14 protein-coding genes are annotated in these 16,152 nt (G+C 72.8%); 8 read left to right on the top strand and 6 right to left on the bottom strand.

Annotated elements, in window-relative coordinates; translation table 11 throughout:
- Position 1 precedes the first annotated feature (1 nt).
- Positions 2-691 carry a response regulator transcription factor gene (locus J2X46_RS22230; protein WP_310254472.1) on the bottom strand — a complete coding sequence of 230 codons (690 nt, stop codon included), beginning with the start codon at positions 689-691 and terminating at the stop codon, positions 2-4.
- A 101-nt stretch (positions 692-792) separates the two neighbouring features.
- Between J2X46_RS22230 and J2X46_RS22225 the strand changes: the two genes are divergently transcribed.
- On the top strand, positions 793-1,224 hold the full coding sequence (locus tag J2X46_RS22225) for a hypothetical protein (RefSeq protein WP_310254470.1): 432 nt from the start codon (positions 793-795) through the stop codon (positions 1,222-1,224).
- A gap of 88 nt (positions 1,225-1,312) precedes the next feature.
- Entirely contained in the window at positions 1,313-1,930 is a 618-nt protein-coding gene (locus J2X46_RS22220) for a hypothetical protein (RefSeq protein ID WP_310254468.1), read from the top strand.
- Position 1,931: 1 nt separating this feature from the next.
- Here J2X46_RS22220 and J2X46_RS22215 read toward each other — a convergent pair whose 3' ends face one another.
- Together J2X46_RS22215 and J2X46_RS22210 are read right to left on the bottom strand one after the other, a co-directional pair.
- Positions 1,932-3,539 carry an AbgT family transporter gene (locus J2X46_RS22215; RefSeq protein ID WP_310254467.1) on the bottom strand — a complete coding sequence of 536 codons (1,608 nt, stop codon included), beginning with the start codon at positions 3,537-3,539 and terminating at the stop codon, positions 1,932-1,934.
- 1 nt (position 3,540) lies between these two features.
- Positions 3,541-4,893: a M20 family metallopeptidase gene (locus J2X46_RS22210; RefSeq protein ID WP_310254466.1), complete on the bottom strand. Its 1,353-nt coding sequence runs from the start codon at positions 4,891-4,893 to the stop codon at positions 3,541-3,543.
- Between the two features lie 91 nt (positions 4,894-4,984).
- Between J2X46_RS22210 and glnA the strand changes: the two genes are divergently transcribed.
- The 4 genes from glnA to J2X46_RS22190 are packed head-to-tail and all read left to right on the top strand — an operon-like array spanning position 4,985 to position 10,736.
- Entirely contained in the window at positions 4,985-6,328 is a 1,344-nt protein-coding gene (gene glnA / locus J2X46_RS22205; RefSeq protein ID WP_310254464.1) for a type I glutamate--ammonia ligase, read from the top strand.
- Position 6,329: 1 nt separating this feature from the next.
- The gene (locus J2X46_RS22200; protein WP_310254462.1) at positions 6,330-7,049 is read left to right on the top strand and encodes a type 1 glutamine amidotransferase; all 720 of its coding nucleotides are present in this window, start codon (positions 6,330-6,332) and stop codon (positions 7,047-7,049) included.
- The gene (locus J2X46_RS22195; protein WP_310254461.1) at positions 7,046-10,045 is read left to right on the top strand and encodes a bifunctional [glutamine synthetase] adenylyltransferase/[glutamine synthetase]-adenylyl-L-tyrosine phosphorylase; all 3,000 of its coding nucleotides are present in this window, start codon (positions 7,046-7,048) and stop codon (positions 10,043-10,045) included. Before J2X46_RS22200 ends, J2X46_RS22195 begins: the two co-directional genes overlap by 4 nt.
- A 43-nt stretch (positions 10,046-10,088) precedes the next feature.
- Positions 10,089-10,736 carry a SatD family protein gene (locus tag J2X46_RS22190; protein WP_310254460.1) on the top strand — a complete coding sequence of 216 codons (648 nt, stop codon included), beginning with the start codon at positions 10,089-10,091 and terminating at the stop codon, positions 10,734-10,736.
- 656 nt (positions 10,737-11,392) lie between these two features.
- On the opposite strand, the gene J2X46_RS22185 is transcribed toward J2X46_RS22190, so the two are convergent.
- On the bottom strand, positions 11,393-12,343 hold the full coding sequence (locus J2X46_RS22185; protein WP_310254459.1) for an alpha/beta hydrolase: 951 nt from the start codon (positions 12,341-12,343) through the stop codon (positions 11,393-11,395).
- 39 nt (positions 12,344-12,382) lie between these two features.
- Here J2X46_RS22185 and J2X46_RS22180 point away from each other — a divergent pair, with 39 nt between their 5' ends.
- Both J2X46_RS22180 and J2X46_RS22175 read left to right on the top strand, forming a co-directional pair.
- Positions 12,383-13,357, top strand: a complete 975-nt coding sequence (locus tag J2X46_RS22180) for a hypothetical protein (RefSeq protein ID WP_310254458.1) — start codon at positions 12,383-12,385, stop codon at positions 13,355-13,357.
- 243 nt (positions 13,358-13,600) lie between these two features.
- Complete coding sequence (locus tag J2X46_RS22175; RefSeq protein ID WP_310254456.1) at positions 13,601-15,169, top strand: MXAN_6640 family putative metalloprotease; 1,569 nt, start codon at positions 13,601-13,603, stop codon at positions 15,167-15,169.
- Here the strand turns inward: J2X46_RS22175 and J2X46_RS22170 are convergent.
- Both J2X46_RS22170 and cobU read right to left on the bottom strand, forming a co-directional pair.
- Complete coding sequence (locus J2X46_RS22170) at positions 15,147-15,596, bottom strand: CBS domain-containing protein (protein ID WP_310254455.1); 450 nt, start codon at positions 15,594-15,596, stop codon at positions 15,147-15,149. The two genes, J2X46_RS22175 and J2X46_RS22170, sit on opposite strands and share 23 nt — an antisense overlap.
- A gap of 22 nt (positions 15,597-15,618) precedes the next feature.
- On the bottom strand, positions 15,619-16,146 hold the full coding sequence (gene cobU, locus J2X46_RS22165; RefSeq protein WP_310254453.1) for a bifunctional adenosylcobinamide kinase/adenosylcobinamide-phosphate guanylyltransferase: 528 nt from the start codon (positions 16,144-16,146) through the stop codon (positions 15,619-15,621).
- Positions 16,147-16,152 lie beyond the last annotated feature (6 nt).

Genomic DNA, 16,152 nt, shown 5'->3' with positions numbered 1-16,152 from the left:
CTCAGCCGTCCTCGGGGACGGCGAGCCGCACGCCGACGCCGCGGACGGTCGTCAGGTAGCGCGGCGCCGCAGCGGTCTCGCCGAGCTTGCGACGCAACCACGACAGGTGGACGTCGACGGTCTTGTCGGAGCCGCCCCACGGCTGGCGCCAGACCTCCACGAGCAGGTCGCGCTTGGTCACCACCTCACCCGGCCGCTCGGCGAGGTGGGCGAGCAGGTCGAACTCGCGCGGGGTGAGCTCGACCTCGCGGTCGTCGAGGTGCACGCGCCGACCGGCGAGGTCGACGACGAGGCCGCCGACGGTGATCGTGGCGGGTCGCTCGCGGCCGGACTCGACGCGGCGCAGCACCGCGCGTACCCGGGCGTCGAGCTGGGCGCTGGTGAAGGGCTTGACGACGTAGTCGTCCGCGCCGGCGTCGAGCGCGCCGACGAGCGACGGGTCGTCGTCGCGGGCGCTGGCGATGATGACGGGCACCTGACTGACGGCACGCAGCATCGACAGCACCTGCGTGCCGTCGACGTCGGGCAGGCCGAGGTCGAGCACCACGAGGTCGGGGGAGGAGTCCACGGCGAGCTGGAGGCCGGCCATCCCCGACGGCGCGGAGGTGACGGTGTGGCCGAGCTCGCGCAGGGCCTTGACCAGCAACGGCCTGATCCGGTCGTCGTCCTCGATGATCAGCACCTCGGCCACGCAGGGACCGTACCGAACCCCGCCACGCCCGACGTCCGCCTTAGCGCTCCCTTAACCACCGCCTGACCTCGCCATGGTGCACGACGGGGCACGATGGACCGGTGAGACGTCGGATGCTGCTCGTCGGCCTGTGGGCCGCCGTCACCGCCGTCGCGGTGCTCGTCGGCGTACTGGCCATCTCGACCGTCGGCGCCACCATCCGCGACCGCGGCCCGGTCGGCGACGAGGTGAGCGGCGACATCTCCGTGGTGCCTAGCGACGCGCCCTCACCGGAGGGCCCGAAGGTCCGCGACGAGGTGTCCGGCGAGTGGGGCGCGTTCGTGGTCGAGTGCCGCGACACCTGGGCGTACGGCGTCGCCGCGCGCCCCGACAGGGCGGCCGGCTGGCGGGTGGTCAGCTGGGAGAAGGGGCCCGACGACGACGTGGACGCGGTCTTCAGCGACGGCCGCAACTCCGTGGACCTCGAGGTCTTCTGCAACCGCGGCCGGCCGACGCTGGCCGAGCTCGAGCGCAACACCCTGGGCGACGACTGAGGTGTGCGGACACGCAACGTGACGGCGGTCGTGGCGCGTCTGACGGTGGTAGGACGGAATGACCACCCACAGGAAGACGACGCACACCATGACCTCACGCCTGCTCTCGGGAGCACTGCTCGCCACCCTCCTCGTCCCGGTCGCCGCTCCGGCGCTCGCCGACCCGTCGCCCGTCGCGGACCGGGCAGTGGACCGGGCCGCACCGAGGACGACGCTGACGATCCACGCGCCCGGCTGCGAGGGCTGCGACATCACCGCCCACTCGGCCCTCACCTCCGACTACGAGGACGTCTGGGAGTCCGGGTCGAAGGAGGTGGTCGACGGCGTCGTGACGTTCCGGGTGCCGACCGACCGCACGGCCGGTCTGTCGCTGAGCCTCGTGGCGCCGTGGGAGCGCCGGCTCGGCTACGTCACGGTCGTCGCGATGCGCTACGCCGGGACGCATCCCGGCGACACCGTCGGCTTCCGCGACGCCCGCGCCGAGCGCCGGGCCAGCGCCTGCTGGGGAGGCACCGCGGAGTCGTCGTACGACCTGACGATCCGCACCCGCAAGGTCCGCGTGGTGGGCGCCTCCCCCCGGAAGGTGCCCGGCACGCTCGCCTGGGCGCGTACGACGCCCGGGTGGCTCGCGCCGATGCGTCGGGTCTACGACGGCGTGATGGGCGGGCAGGACATCGACTTCTGCGACCCGCCCGCCGAGGGCTGAGTCACTGGATCCGGATGCCGACGCCGGGACCGACGTCGGCTCCGGTGAGGTAGAAGACCGTCAGCACGGCGACCCAGGAGATCCAGAAGGGCACCACGAACGGGGGCATCCGGGAGATGACGGTGCCGAGCCCGGCCTCGGGCTCGTAGCGCTTGAGCATCACCAGGATGATCCAGATGTAGGGGTTCATCGGCGTGATCACCTGGGTGGCGGAGTCGCCGACCCGGAACGCGGCCTGCACGAAGCCCGGCTCGTAGCCGAGCAGGGCGAACAGCGGCACGAAGACCGCGCCCATCAGCGTCCACATCGACGACCCGCTCACGATGAACAGGTTGAGCACCGACGCGAGCAGGATGAACCCGATGATCGCCGGGTAGCCGGTGAGGCCGATCGACTCCAGGCCGTCGGCGCCGGCGACAGCCAGCGCGGACCCGACATTGGTCCAGTTGAACAGGGCGATGAACTGGCCCAGCATGAACGCCAGCACGATGAAGGCCGACATGTCCTTGATGCCGAGGCCCATCACCGCCGGCACGTCGGCGGCCCGGCGCAACGACCCGCTGACGAAGCCGTAGGCCAGTGCCGGCCCGAGGAAGAGCACGAACACGATGAAGACCGTCGAGTCGAGCAGCGGTGACTCGGGGAGGAACGCGCCCTCGTCGTTGCGCCACGGCGATCCACCCGGCAGCACCGCCGCCACGATGACGGCCGCCAGCGCGAGGAAGACCAGGCCGGCGATGCGCAGGCCGCGACGCTCGGCCGGATCGAGGTGTGGTGAGAGGTCGGTCGGCGTGGCGCGCAGTGCAGGCGCGACGTCCTCGGTCCCCTCGGCCGCGGGCGCCACCTCGTCGTCGGACTCGACCATGTCGACCGGCGCCTGCTCGCGCACGAGGCGGGGCTCGACCAGGCGGTCGATCACGAACCCGGCGACGAGCGCGAGCACCGCGGCCGAGGCGATGTTGAACCAGAGGTTCGACACGGGGGTGACGGCCGCGCCGGGGTCGGGCAGCCCGGCCGTGACCGAGCTGGTGATGCCGGCGAACAGCGCGTCGAGGCTGGTCACCAGCATCGAGGTGCTGTAGCCGGCACCCACCGCGGCGAAGCCGCCGACGAGACCGGCGATCGGGTGCCGTCCGGCGGCCTTGAACACCATCGCGGCCAGCGGGGGTACGACGATGAACGCGGCGTCGGCCATCACCGAGGCGTTCACCCCCACGAACCCGACGGCGTACGGGAGCAGCCAGCGGGGCGCCGAGCCGAGGCTGGCACGGATCGCGGCCGAGAGCAGTCCGGTGCGCTCGGCAACCGTCACCGCGAGGAGGATCGTCACGACGGTGACCAGGGGCGGGAAGCCGATGAAGTTGGCACCGAGGTTGACCGTCAGCCAGGCGAGCCCCTCGCCGGTGAAGAGGCCGCGCACGGCGGTCTCCTCGTCAGCGCCGGGGATCGTCACCGACGTCCCCGCGAGCTCGAGCCCGGTGGAGATCAGCCCGACCAGCAGGAACAGGCCGAGGAACAGCAGGAACGGGTCGGGCAGGCGGTTGCCGACCCGTTCGACGGAGGCGAGCACCCGGTCGGTGCGGGTGGTGGTGACGGTGTCGTCTGCCATCTCAGGCCTCCCCGAAGTAGGACGGCACGTCGACGGCGCCACCGGCGTCCTCGAAGTCAGCCACCGCAGCCGCGCGCAGCTCGGGGTCGGCCAGCCAGTCGGCGGCCACCGCGGCGAGGGTCCAGGCAGCGTCGACGACCACCCGGTCGGCCTCCTCGCTGACCGCCGCCTCGGCGAACTCCCGCGTGTGCAGCGAGAGGTCCGCGTCGGTGATCCGGACCATCGCGTGGACGCCCGGCACCCGGTAGGACACGTTGCCGAAGTCGGTGGACCCGGCGAACATCCGAGGCACCACGTCTGGTGGCAGCACGGTGCGCCCGCGCTCGCCGTAGCGGGTGGTCCACGCGGCGGCCAGCGGCCCGTTGGACCGGACCGGGAGGTACGGCGGTGACTCGTCCCAGGCGAGCCCGACCCCGCACCCGGTCATCAGCGCGGCGCCGCGCGCGATGTCGGCGAGACGGTCGCTGAGGACCGCGAGCCCCTCGGGGTGCTCGCTGCGCAGGTAGAACAGCATCTCGGCGTGCTCGGGGATGACGTTGGGGCGCTCACCGCCCGCGGTGACCACGCCGTGCACCCGGTCGGTCGGCGGCATCTGCTGCCGGTGCAGGCCCACGCCGGTGTACATCAGGTTGACGGCGTCGAGGGCGTTGCGGCCCATGAACGGCTGGGCCGAGGCGTGCGAGGTGATCCCGGTGAAGGTCGCCCGGAGCTGGCGCCGGCCGAGGAAGAGCGGCTCGGCGATGTCGTAGGTGAAGGGGTGCACCATCAGTGCGGCGTCGACGTCGTCGAAGGCGCCGTCGGCGGCCATGGTCTCCTTGCCGCCCCCACCCTCCTCGGCGGGCGTGCCGAGCCACACCACCCGCCCGGGCAGGCGGTCGCCCAGCGAGGCGAGCGCCAGGAACGCGCCCAGGCCCGCAGTGGCGATGACGTTGTGGCCGCACCCGTGCCCGATCCCCGGCAGGGCGTCGTACTCCGACAGCACCGCGATGGTCGGTGCGCCCGCCGGCCCGGCCTCGGCGCGCAGCGCGGTCGGCATGCCGTGCGCTTCTCGCACCACCTCGATGCCGTACGACTCGACGAGGTCGGCGAGCGCGGCCGCGGACCGGTGCTCCTCGAAGGACACCTCCGGGTGCTCGGACAGGTCGTGGCTGGCGGCGAGCAGGGTGGGCGCGAGGTCGTCGACGGCGTCGCGGAGCGCGTCGAGGAGCCCCTGGTCGGCACCGGTCGTGGTGGCTTCCGGGGCACGCGCGGTGCGCGCCTTCTGGCGGGTCTCCTCGGCCAGGTGGGCCAGGAGGAACCCGTCCGGCGTGGTGGGCGAGGACAGGTCGCGAGGTGCGGCGGAGGGGTCGGTCATCGAGCAGCTCCCTTTTCCCGTGGTGGACGGGCCCGAGTCGGGCGGCTGGACCGTCGACGTTAACAGCGACCGCGACCCCTAGGCTGGTGCCATGGGCAAGCAAGAGGACTTCGTACTCCGCGCGCTCGAGGAGCGCGACGTCCGGTTCGTCCGGCTGTGGTTCACCGACGTGCTCGGCTTCCTCAAGAGCGTGAGCGTGGCGCCGGCGGAGCTGGAGAACGCCTTCGACGAGGGCATCGGCTTCGACGGCTCGGCCATCGAGGGCTTCGCCCGCGTCTACGAGGCCGACATGCTCGCCCACCCCGACGCCTCGACGTTCCAGATCCTGCCGTGGCGCGGCGGCGACGAGGGCCCGGCCACGGCGCGCATGTTCTGCGACATCGTGATGCCCGACGGCAGCCCGTCGTACGCCGACCCGCGGCACGTGCTGAAGCGCACGCTGAGCAGGGCCGCCGACAAGGGGTTCACCTTCTACACCCACCCCGAGATCGAGTTCTACCTGTTCAAGGACATGCCCGGCGCCGGCGAGGAGCCGCAGCCGGTCGACCGCAGCGGCTTCTTCGACCACACCGCCCAGTCGCGCGGGTCGGACTTCCGCCGCGAGGCGATCACCATGCTCGAGGCGATGGGCATCTCGGTGGAGTTCAGCCACCACGAGGGCGGCCCGGGCCAGCAGGAGATCGACCTGAGGTACGCCGACGCGCTGACCACGGCCGACAACATCATGACCTTCCGCACCGTGGTCCGTGAGGTCGCGCTCGGCCAGGGGATCTGGGCGTCGTTCATGCCCAAGCCGTTCACCACCCACCCGGGCTCGGGCATGCACACCCACGTCTCGCTCTTCGAGGGCGACCGCAACGCCTTCTTCGAGGCCGGTGCCCAGTACCAGCTCTCCAAGACCGGCCGGCAGTTCATCGCCGGCATCCTGCGCCACGCCAGCGAGATCAGCGTGGTGACCAACCAGTGGGTCAACTCCTACAAGCGGCTGCTCGGCGGCGGCGAGGCCCCGTCCGGCGTGTGCTGGGGGCACAACAACCGCTCGGCGATGATCCGCGTGCCGATGTACAAGCCCAACAAAGGCCAGTCGACCCGCATCGAGCTGCGCACCATCGACCCGGCCTGCAACCCCTACCTCGCATTCGCGGTGATCCTGGCCGCCGGCATGAAGGGCATCGAGGAGGGCTACGAGCTGCCCCGCGAGGCCGAGGACGACGTCTGGTCGCTCACCGAGCGCGAGCGCAAGGCGCTCGGCATCGCCCCGCTGCCCAAGAGCCTGTGGGACGCGATCGGCATCGCGGAGGACTCCGAGCTGCTGGCCGAGACCCTCGGCGAGCACGTCTTCGACTTCTTCCTCCGCAACAAGCGCGCGGAGTGGGAGGAGTACCGCACCCAGGTCTCCGCCTTCGAGCGCGACCGGATGCTCCCGGTCCTCTGAGGTGAGCCCGCGCATCCTCGTCGTCGAGCACGAGGACTCGTGCCCGCCCGCGCTCGTGGGCGAGTGGCTGGTCGAGGCCGGCTGCACGTTGGAGGTCTGCCGCCCCTACGTCGGCGACGCGCTCCCCGCCCTGACGTCGTACGACGGCGCGGTGGTGCTGGGCGGCGAGATGGGTGCCAACGACGACGACCTCCATCCGTGGCTGGCGCCGCTCAAGGCGGGCATCCGCGACGCGGTCTCCGCGGGCACGCCGCTGCTCGGCATCTGCCTGGGCCACCAGCTGATGGCCGTCGCCCTCGGCGGGGTCGTGGAGCGCAACCCGCGCGGTCAGACGGTCGGGCTGCAGCCGGTGGGCTGGACCGACGAGTCCGCGGCCGACGACTGGGTCGGCGCGCGCACCGGTGACGAGCGGGCGATCCACTGGAACAACGACGTGGCGGTGACGCTGCCCGACGGTGCGGTGGTGCTGGCCCGGACGCCCGGGGGAGAGGTGCAGGTCGCCCGGTTCGGGCCGCGCGCGTGGGGCATCCAGGCGCACCCGGAGGCCCACGCCGGCATCATCCGCCGCTGGATCGAGACGGACCGCGAGGACGAGGTCGGCCGCGGCTTCGACGAGGACGCGGTGCTGGCGGCGATCGAGGAGGCGGGCCCGGCGCTGGCGTCGTACTGGCGACCGATGACCGAGCGGTTCGCCCTCGTGGTGGCGGGAGCGCTGCGGTGACCACGACGTCGGCCGGCGGGTTCGTGCGGATCGGCTTCGTCGACGGCGCGGCCGCGGCGGCCGGGATCGAGCGGCTCGGCGCTGCCGGGCGGCCGCTCAAGGACAAGCTGGCCGCCACCGCCGACCCCGACGCCGCGCTCGCCGGGCTGCTACGGCTGGGCGAGGCCCTCGACGAGCGCGAGCCGGGCTCGGGCGCGGCGATGTTCGCCGAGCTCGCCGACGACGAGGGCACGGCGATGCGCGTGTGCTGCGTGCTGGGGGCGAGCGCCGCGCTGGCGACGCACCTGGCCCGCCACCCCGAGCACTGGCGCGAGCTCACCGACCCGACGCTGGGCAGCACCCGCACCCCGGCCTACGCCATGCGCGAGTCGATGCTCGCGGCCGTCGGCGCCGACCCCCGCACCGAGGCGCCGGTGGCGTCGCTGCCCGACGCCGAGGCCGTCGACGCGCTGCGGGTGGAGTACCGCCGGATCCTGCTGCGGCTCGCCGCGCGCGACCTCGCCCACCACGTCGGCGTCGACGACGCGGCCGCGGAGATCTCCGACCTCGCCGCCGCCACGCTCGACGCCGCCCTCGCGGTCGCCCGCGCGCGCGTCGGCGAGGCCGCCGACGCGGCGCGGCTGTCCGTGATCGCGATGGGCAAGTGCGGCGGCCACGAGCTCAACTACATCTCCGACGTCGACGTGGTCTACGTCTACGAGCCCACCCGATCCGATTCAGGGGAGGGCGCGGACGAGGGCGTGGCCCTGCGCAGCGCCACCCAGCTCGCCTCGCACCTGATGCGGATCTGCTCCGACCACACCCGCGAGGGCACCATCTGGCCGGTCGACGCCAACCTGCGCCCCGAAGGCAAGAACGGGCCGCTGGTCCGCACGCTCGCGAGCCACCGCGGCTACTACGAGAAGTGGGCCAAGACCTGGGAGTTCCAGGCGCTGCTCAAGGCCCGCCCGGTTGCCGGCGACCTCGCGCTGGGGCGCGACTACCTCGCGGTCATCGAGCCGATGGTGTGGAGCGCCGCCGAGCGCGACGGCTTCGTCGCCGACGTCCAGGCGATGCGGCGCCGCGTCATCGACCACATCCCGGCCCACGAGGCCGAGCGGCAGATCAAGCTCGGCTCGGGAGGCCTGCGCGACGTCGAGTTCGCCGTGCAGCTGCTCCAGCTCGTGCACGGGCGCGCGGATCCGTCGCTGCGCGAGGGCGCCACCCTGAGCGCACTCGCGCGGCTGACCGCGGGCGGCTACGTCGGCCGCGAGGACGGCGAGAAGCTGCACGAGGCGTACTCCTTCCTGCGCACCCTCGAGCACCGCATCCAGCTCTACCAGCTCCGCCGCACCCACGTGCTACCCGACGACGAGGCCTCGCTGCGACGGATCGGCCGTTCATTGGGGCTGTTCTCCGAGCCGGTCGCCCAGCTTGACAAGCAGTGGCGCTACCACCGCCGCGAGGTGCGCCGGCTCCACGAGAAGCTGTTCTACCGCCCGCTGCTCGGCGCCGTCGCCAAGCTCGCCGGCACCGAGGCCCGGCTCTCGCTCGAGGCCGCCGAGGCCCGCCTGGCCGCGCTGGGGTACGCCGACCCGAAGGCCGCGCTGCGCCACCTCGAGGCCCTGACCAGCGGCGTGTCGCGCACCTCCGACATCCAGCGCACACTGCTTCCGGTGCTGCTGGAGTGGTTCGCCGACTCGCCCGACCCCGACGCCGGGCTCTTCGGCTTCCGCCGGATCAGCGAGAGCCTCGGCCGGACGCCGTGGTACCTCACGATGCTGCGCGACGAGGGCGAGGTCGCCGAGCGACTGGCGTACCTCCTGGGCACCTCGCGCTACGCCACCGACCTGCTCGAGCGGGAGCCGCAGGGCGTGAAGATGCTGGGGGAGTCGCTCGTCCCGCTCAGCGCCGAGGCGGCCCTCACCGAGATGGAGGCGCTGGTCGAGCGCGCCGACTCCCCGGAGGCCGCGGTCGGGGCGGTGCGCGCCGTACGCCGTCGTGAGCTGCTGCGGATCGCGTGCGGCGAGCTCGTGGCCGGGACCGACGTGGCGCTGGTCGGGCAGGGCCTGAGCCGGCTCACCGACGCCACCCTGCAGGCCACCCTCGACATCGCCACCGAGTCCGTACGCCGCCAGCGCGACCTCGCCGAGCCGCCCAGCCGGATCGCGGTGATCGCGATGGGCCGCTACGGCGGCTTCGAGCTGTCCTACGGCAGCGACGCCGACGTGATGTTCGTGCACGACCCGGTCGAGGGCGTGGAAGCGCAGGTCGCCTCGTCGTTCGCGACGGCCGTGGTCGCGGAGGTGCGGCGGTTGCTGTCGCTGCCGGCCAGCGACCCGCCGCTCGAGGTCGACCCCGACCTGCGACCCGAGGGCAAGAACGGCCCGATGGTGCGCACGGTGGAGTCCTACGCCGCCTACTACGCCAAGTGGTCGCACGTGTGGGAGTTCCAGGCCCTGCTGCGCGCCGACGCGGTCGCCGGCGACGAGGAGCTGCGGCGCGAGTTCACCGCGCTGATCGACCCACTGCGCTTCCCGGCCGACGGCATCACCGACGCGGACGTGGTGGAGGTACGCCGGATCAAGGCGCGCGTCGACGTCGAGCGGCTGCCGCGGGGTGCCGACCGCACCACCCACCTCAAGCTCGGGCGCGGGGGACTGGCCGACGTCGAGTGGACGGTGCAGCTGCTCCAGATGCGGCACGCCGGTCGGGTCGAGGCGCTGCGCACCCCGCAGACCCTCCCCGCGCTGGAGGCCGCGGCCGCTGCCGAGCTGATCGCCGAGGACGACGCCCGCACGCTCGCCGAGGCCTGGCGGCTGGTCAGCCGGGTCCGCAACGCGGTGACGCTGGTCCGGGGCAAGCCCGCCGACCAGCTGCCGCGCGACAGCCGCGAGCGGGCCGCGGTGGCCCGGGTGCTGGGCTACCCGCCGGGGTCCTCGGACCAGATGGTCAACGACTACCTCCGGACCACGCGCCGGGCGCACGCCGTGGTGGAGCGCGTCTTCTGGGAATGAAGCCTCCCTGTTCATCTCGCTCAGAAGAAGGTATTCTCTTCATATGAGTGACGTGAAGCTCGATGCTTCAGTGACGATCATCGGTGACCTCGTCGGCTCGCGCCGGCGCGAGGACCGTGCGGCGGTCCACGCCCGGTTCGTCAAGGCCGTCGACGCCGTCAACACGGAGTACGCCCCGCCCGTCCCGCTGCGGATCGGTGTGGGCGACGAGTTCCAGGGGATCTTCGCCGACCTCGGCGACGCGATGGCGGCCACCCTCCGGGTGCGGATGGCGCTGTGGCCCGACGTCGACGTCCGCCAGGGCATCGGGTGGGGACGCGTGCTCGTCCTGTCCGAGGAGCCGCGGGTCGAGGACGGCCCCGGCTGGTGGGCCGCCCGGTCGGCGATCGAGGCGGTGGAGGGCTACGAGCGCAAGGCTGCCCTGCGTGCGGTCCGGACGGCGTACGCCGCCGCCGAGGGCGTGGCCGGACCTGATCCGGCGTTGGTCAACGCCGCCCTGATGACACGCGACCAGGTCGTCAGCGGCCTGTCGGAGCGCTCGATGTCGGTCCTGGATGGTCTGCTGAGGGGTAGGCAGCAGCAGGAGATCGCGGAGGAGCTGGGCATCAGCCCGTCCGCGGTCTCGCAGCGGATCCGGTCCGACGGGCTCGGGGTCCTGCTGGCCGCCGACGAGCTGGTGCGCCGGCTGTGAGGCCGGCCCCGGACTCGGGAGCGCGAATCGACGTAGGAGACAACGAATGAGCTGGCTCGGGATCCTGCTGGTCGGGTTCGCCGTCACCGACCTGACGCACTCGGTGCGCAAGGTCAAGGTGCTGCCGCAGGTGGTGGGCGTCCTCGCGGTGCTGGTGCTCGGCGTCCTCGCCGACCTGACGACCGGGCGCGACCTGCTCGCGCTCCTCGTGGTCGCCGTCGTGGTACTGGTCTGGGGCTTCGCGGTGACGTGGGGCTTCGGCCACCCCGCCCAGTCGGCCGCGTGGCTGCCGCTCGGGGTCTTCACCGCCGCGCTCGTGGCCGGTGTGGCCTGCTCCGGTCTCGCGCCCGAGGCGGGTGGCCTCCTCGACCGCTGGCTCGACTCCATCTCCTTGCCGGCGGTCCAGGGGCTGCACGCCGACCGGTTCCTGCTCCTCCTCGGTGCCTTCGGCGTACAGCTCTCGACGGGCAACGTGCTCGTCCGGCTGGCGCTGAAGTCCACCGGCACGATCAATCCCCGCAAGGACGGCGGGCTCCCGCCCACGCAGCTCAAGGGCGGGCGCCTGCTCGGCCCGCTCGAGCGCGTCTTCATCCTCGCCCTGGCGCTGGGCGGTCAGGTGACGGCGGCCAGCATCGTGGTGGCGGCCAAGGGCCTGCTCAGGTTCCCCGAGCTGTCCTCGCGCCAGGAGCAGCAGACCGTGCACGAGATGACGGAGTACTTCCTGCTCGGCTCCTTCGTGTCCTGGCTGGTCGCGCTCGCGTCCTACGTCCTGCTGATCTGACGAGCCGGTCCATCGCGGCAAGGACCGTGCCCGGTGACTCGATCCACACGAAGTGACCAGCTCCGGGGACGACGGACGACCACGCGCCCGGGATGCGGTCCGCCGTGTCGGTCGCGGCCGTCGTGGGAATCGGGCTGCCCTCGCCGGCGAGCACGCCTGTCGGCACGGTGATGGTCGGAAGGGCGGCCTCGAGCTCCGGCAGGCGCGCGACGAGGTCACCCCACAGCCCTCCGCTCGATCCCGGGGACATCCTGATCGGCGGCATCTCCGGCGCTGTCGCCGGATCGGCGAAGTAGGAGGGCCACAGCAGCCGGAGCTGCTCGATCTCCTCGTCGAGGGACAGGCCCTCGGCCTCCTCGCGGGTCGTCAGCTCGGCGAGAGCTGCACGACTCCCGTCCTTCATGCGCGCGACGAGCTCGGCGCCGAACGCTGCTGCTCCGCCGTCAGCCACAGCGCCGAGCGGGTCGACCGCGAGGATGCCGTCCAACCGTTCCGGGATCGCGGCGGCCGCATGGAAGGCGAGGTGCCCACCCCACGAGTGGCCCATCACGTACGCCGTCGCCCACCCGAGCGCATCGAGGACCGCCACGATGTCGCTGATTGCCTCGGCGATGGTGAACTCGCCGTCGAGCGTGGACGGCGCCAGCCCGCGCTGCTGGAAGGTGGCGACCCGATAGCGCGCGGCGACCTCGTCCACGACGTCGCCCAGGTACTCGTAGCCCAGGCCCGGCCCGCCGTGGAGCGCGAGGACACGGGGGCCGTCCCCGACCACCCGACCGCCGAGCTCGCCCGACTCGGTGACTGCCGTGAACGACGCGTGGTCCATTCGGGGAGACTAGGGCAATCGCCGCGTAGCGTGGGCGGCGTGGCGGGGGTTCGGCTGTGCGTCGTGGGGGCGGTGGTGGCCGCCCTGCTCACGAGCGCGTGCACGGTCCGGCCCGAGCTGGACTCGGCGACCGGATGCGGACCCGTGACGTACGCCGACGTGCGGGGCCACCGGCCGTCCTACGGGTCGCCGCAGCTCGCGCGCTTCGCCAACGACCACGCCATGTGTGCCGGTCGCTGGGTGCCGGGCGCCGACGAGTGGCTGGTGCCGCAGGGGATGACGATCGCGGACGGCACGGCCTACGTCGCGAGCTTCGACGGGACCAAGCTCGCCGGGCACCGGCTCTGCACGATGCAGTCGATGGACCTGAAGTCCGGCGAGCTGATCCGGTCGCGCTACCCGGTCGTCGGGCAGGTCGGGCCGCGGCAGCCGACCGAGTGCCGCCACGGCGGCGGCGTGGTGGCCGACGAGCACGGCGTCTGGCTCGCGGAGACGCTGCGGCTGTGGTTGCTCGACCCCGACACCCTCGAGCCCGTGCGCGGGTGGGCGCTGACCGACCCGGTGCGCGGGTCGTTCGCCGTCTTCGGTAAGGACGGTCGGCTGGGGCTGGGACGCTTCCGGGCGGAGAACCCCGCACGGCTGTGGTGGTTCGACGTCGACGCGATGCTTGCCTCGTCGGCGTACGTCCTCGACGAGGGTGACGCGGTCGACGCGGTGCGGATCCCGCCCGACGTCCAGGGCGCCCTCTGGGCCGAGCTCGGCGGCGTCGGTCCGGGGCTCTGGCTGGCGCGGTCGAACACCTCGTGCGGCGTACTCGTCGGCCCCGACGGCACGAGCCGCGCGTTCGTGCCCGGGGCGGAGGGGATGGCGCTGACGGGCCGCGACCAGCTGTGGGTGGTCAGTGAGTCGGGGTCGCGGCTCTACCAGGAGAAGGGGCGGCCGATGACGCCGATGCTGGCGCGTCTCGACACCTCGGACATCACCCAGTGGACGGCGCCGGCATGCACCCTGTGACGTCCCGGCTGACCGCTTGTCCTGCCGGCTCTGAGGGTGGCGGCGGACGACATGCTGCGGGGCCGATTCGATGCCGTATGCCGCCACCTTCGGGTCCGTCGTGCTGGAGGTGGCGGCGGACGACATGCTGCGAGGCTGAATCGATGTCGTACGCCGCCACCTTCGGGCGAACCCGTCGGTCGAAAGGCTGAACAGCCCTGAGACCCATGGCGCTGGGACCCGTGGTGCTGCTGTGATTGCGCCATGCGCCCCCACCCCCGTGCCGCCCTGCTCGCCCCACTGCTGACCCTGGCCCTCGGTACGACGCTCGCCGTCGCGCCGACGGCCGGTGCCGCCGATCCCGGCTCGGCCGGGACGACCCAGGAGAGGAAGGCGGCCGAGGCCGCGCTCGACGCCGCCCAGGACGCACTCGCCGGACAGGGCCAGGGGCGGGGCGTCGACCAGACGCTGGCGATGCGCGACCTCTTCATCGCCAAGGACGCGCTGCGTGGCGCCGACCGCGCCTCGGCCGAGAGGCTCCTGGCTCGGCCGACCACCCCGCCCGACGACCCGAACGACCCGCGCGACATCTACTACGGCCCCGACGCCGACCTGAAGACGCAGTGCAACGCGGCCTTCTGCCTGCACTGGGTCGAAGAGGGGCCGCACGCCTCGACGCCGGAGTTCGCGGCGACGGCGTTCGCCACGATCGAGCACGTCGCCGGCGTCTACGCCGCCGCGGGCTTCAAGCGTCCGCTGCCCGACGCCGGGCAGGAGGGCGACACCCGGATGGACTTCTACCTCGGCGACATCGACTCGGTCGGCGCCCTGGGCTACTGCCGCTCCGACGCGGACGGCCCGGTCGTCGGCAGCGCGTGGTACGCCTACTGCGGCTTCGACAACGACTACGCCAGCACCCCGTGGCTCTCGCCTCAGGCGGCGCTCGGCATCACCGTCGCCCACGAGTACTTCCACGCCGTCCAGTTCGCCTACGACGCCGAGGACGACGGCTGGCTGATGGAGTCCACGGCCACCGCGATGGAGGACGTGCTCTACGACGACGTGAACGACAACGCGTTCTTCCTCAACTACGGCCAGATGGGCGACCCGTCCTTCTACCCGCTCGCCGGCCCGTCGACGCCGCTCGACACCTACGACCTCACGGCCTACGGCAACTGGGGCTTCTGGCGCTTCCTGACCGAGAAGTACGACGACACGACCGCCGGCGTCCCGAACCTGGTTCGCCAGGTCTGGGAGGCGCTCGACACCACGAAGCGCCCCAACACGCTCTACTCGCTCCAGGCGATCGACAAGGTGCTCGCCGCGCGCCGCACGTCCACCCCGGACCAGTACGCCGCCTACGCCGACGCCAACCAGCACCCGGCCGACTCCTACGACGAGGCCGTCGAGCAGGCCTACCCGACCGCGCCGAACACGATCGAGAGCGTGCAGCTGGCCCGCAAGTCGCCCAGCGCACGACGCAGCGCCACCCTCGACCACCTCACCAGCGCCACCGGCGAGGTGCTGCCGTTCGCAGGCAGCAAGCTGCTCCTCGTGCGGGTGGACCTCGACGACGCCAAGGTCGCGCGCGCGGTCGTCACCGTGAACCGCGCCGGCGGTGGCACGTGGACCACCCCGGTGCCGGTCGCGAAGAACGGCAGGGGCTTCGTGATCGTGCCGTTCGTCAACGGCAAGGTCTCCTCGGTCGAGGTGACGCTGGCCAACGGCAGCACCCGGATGACCGGCTGCGGTGGCGGCAGCGCGTACTCCTGCGGTGGCACCAGCCCCGACGACGGGCTCGCGGCCGAGGTCAGGTTCCAGGCGGTCGGCTGACGGCCTCCGACTGGTCGGACCTGCGCGCGGCCCGGCGGGAGGCGACGCCGGCGTCGGTGCAGAAGCCGCCGCCGTGGTGCTTGAGGCAGAGCAGCCCGAGGAGCAGCCCGCCGGCGTCGACGACGGCGGCGCGGCGCTTCCCGGCTGCCTGCATCGAGCGTCGTACGTCGTCCGCAAGCAGGTCGGCGCCCACCGTCCGGCCGGCGAGCCGGGCGTGGGGGAGCACCGGACCCCGGGCCATCTCGGGCGCGGCCAGGTCGTCGCGGACGAGCGTGCCGAGCAGCGGCTCGCCCACGCGACCGGTCGGCGTCAGGAGCACCATGTGGACGTGGGTGCCGGCGAAGACAGTGCGCACCTCGTCCACGGTCGCCGACCGGTCGAGCACGATCGGCGACCGGAGCATCACCTCGGCCACGAGTGAGGTCATGCAGCGACGATAAGGCCCACCGCTAGAGCCGCAGCACGCGCCCGGCGACCACGAGATGCACTTCGTCGCAGGCCGCGGCGACGCGCTGGTTGACCGTGCCGAGCAGGTCGCGGAAGAGCCGGCCGGAGCGGTGCTCGGGGACGACACCGAGGCCGACCTCGTTGGTCACCAGGACGACGTCGTGCGCGCTGTCGCGCACCGCGGCGGCCAGCTCGTCGACGTGCGCCACGACGAGCCCGAGGACGACGTCGTTGTCCTGCTCCCAGGCGCCGGCGTCGTCGATGACGGCGGTGAGCCAGGTGCCGAGGCAGTCGATCAGCACGGGGGCGTCCGCTTCGCGGACGGCCGTCGCGAGGTCCTGGGTCTCGAGCGTGGTCCAGGTGGCAGGCCGTCGCGCGCGGTGCGCGGCGATCCGCGCGGCCCAGTCGGGGTCGGTGTCGACGTCGGGCGTAGGACCGGCGGCGACGTAGGTCGCGGGGCCCTCGCCGACGAGCGCCTCGGCGTGGGTCGACTTGCCAGACCGCACGCCACCGGTGACCAGGATCCGCATGGCGGC

The organism is Nocardioides sp. BE266 (assembly GCF_031457855.1).
Classification (GTDB): Bacteria; Actinomycetota; Actinomycetes; order Propionibacteriales; family Nocardioidaceae; genus Nocardioides.
The sequence above is the reverse complement of the archived record's forward strand: the minus strand, read 5'-3'. Positions and strand labels throughout refer to the sequence as shown.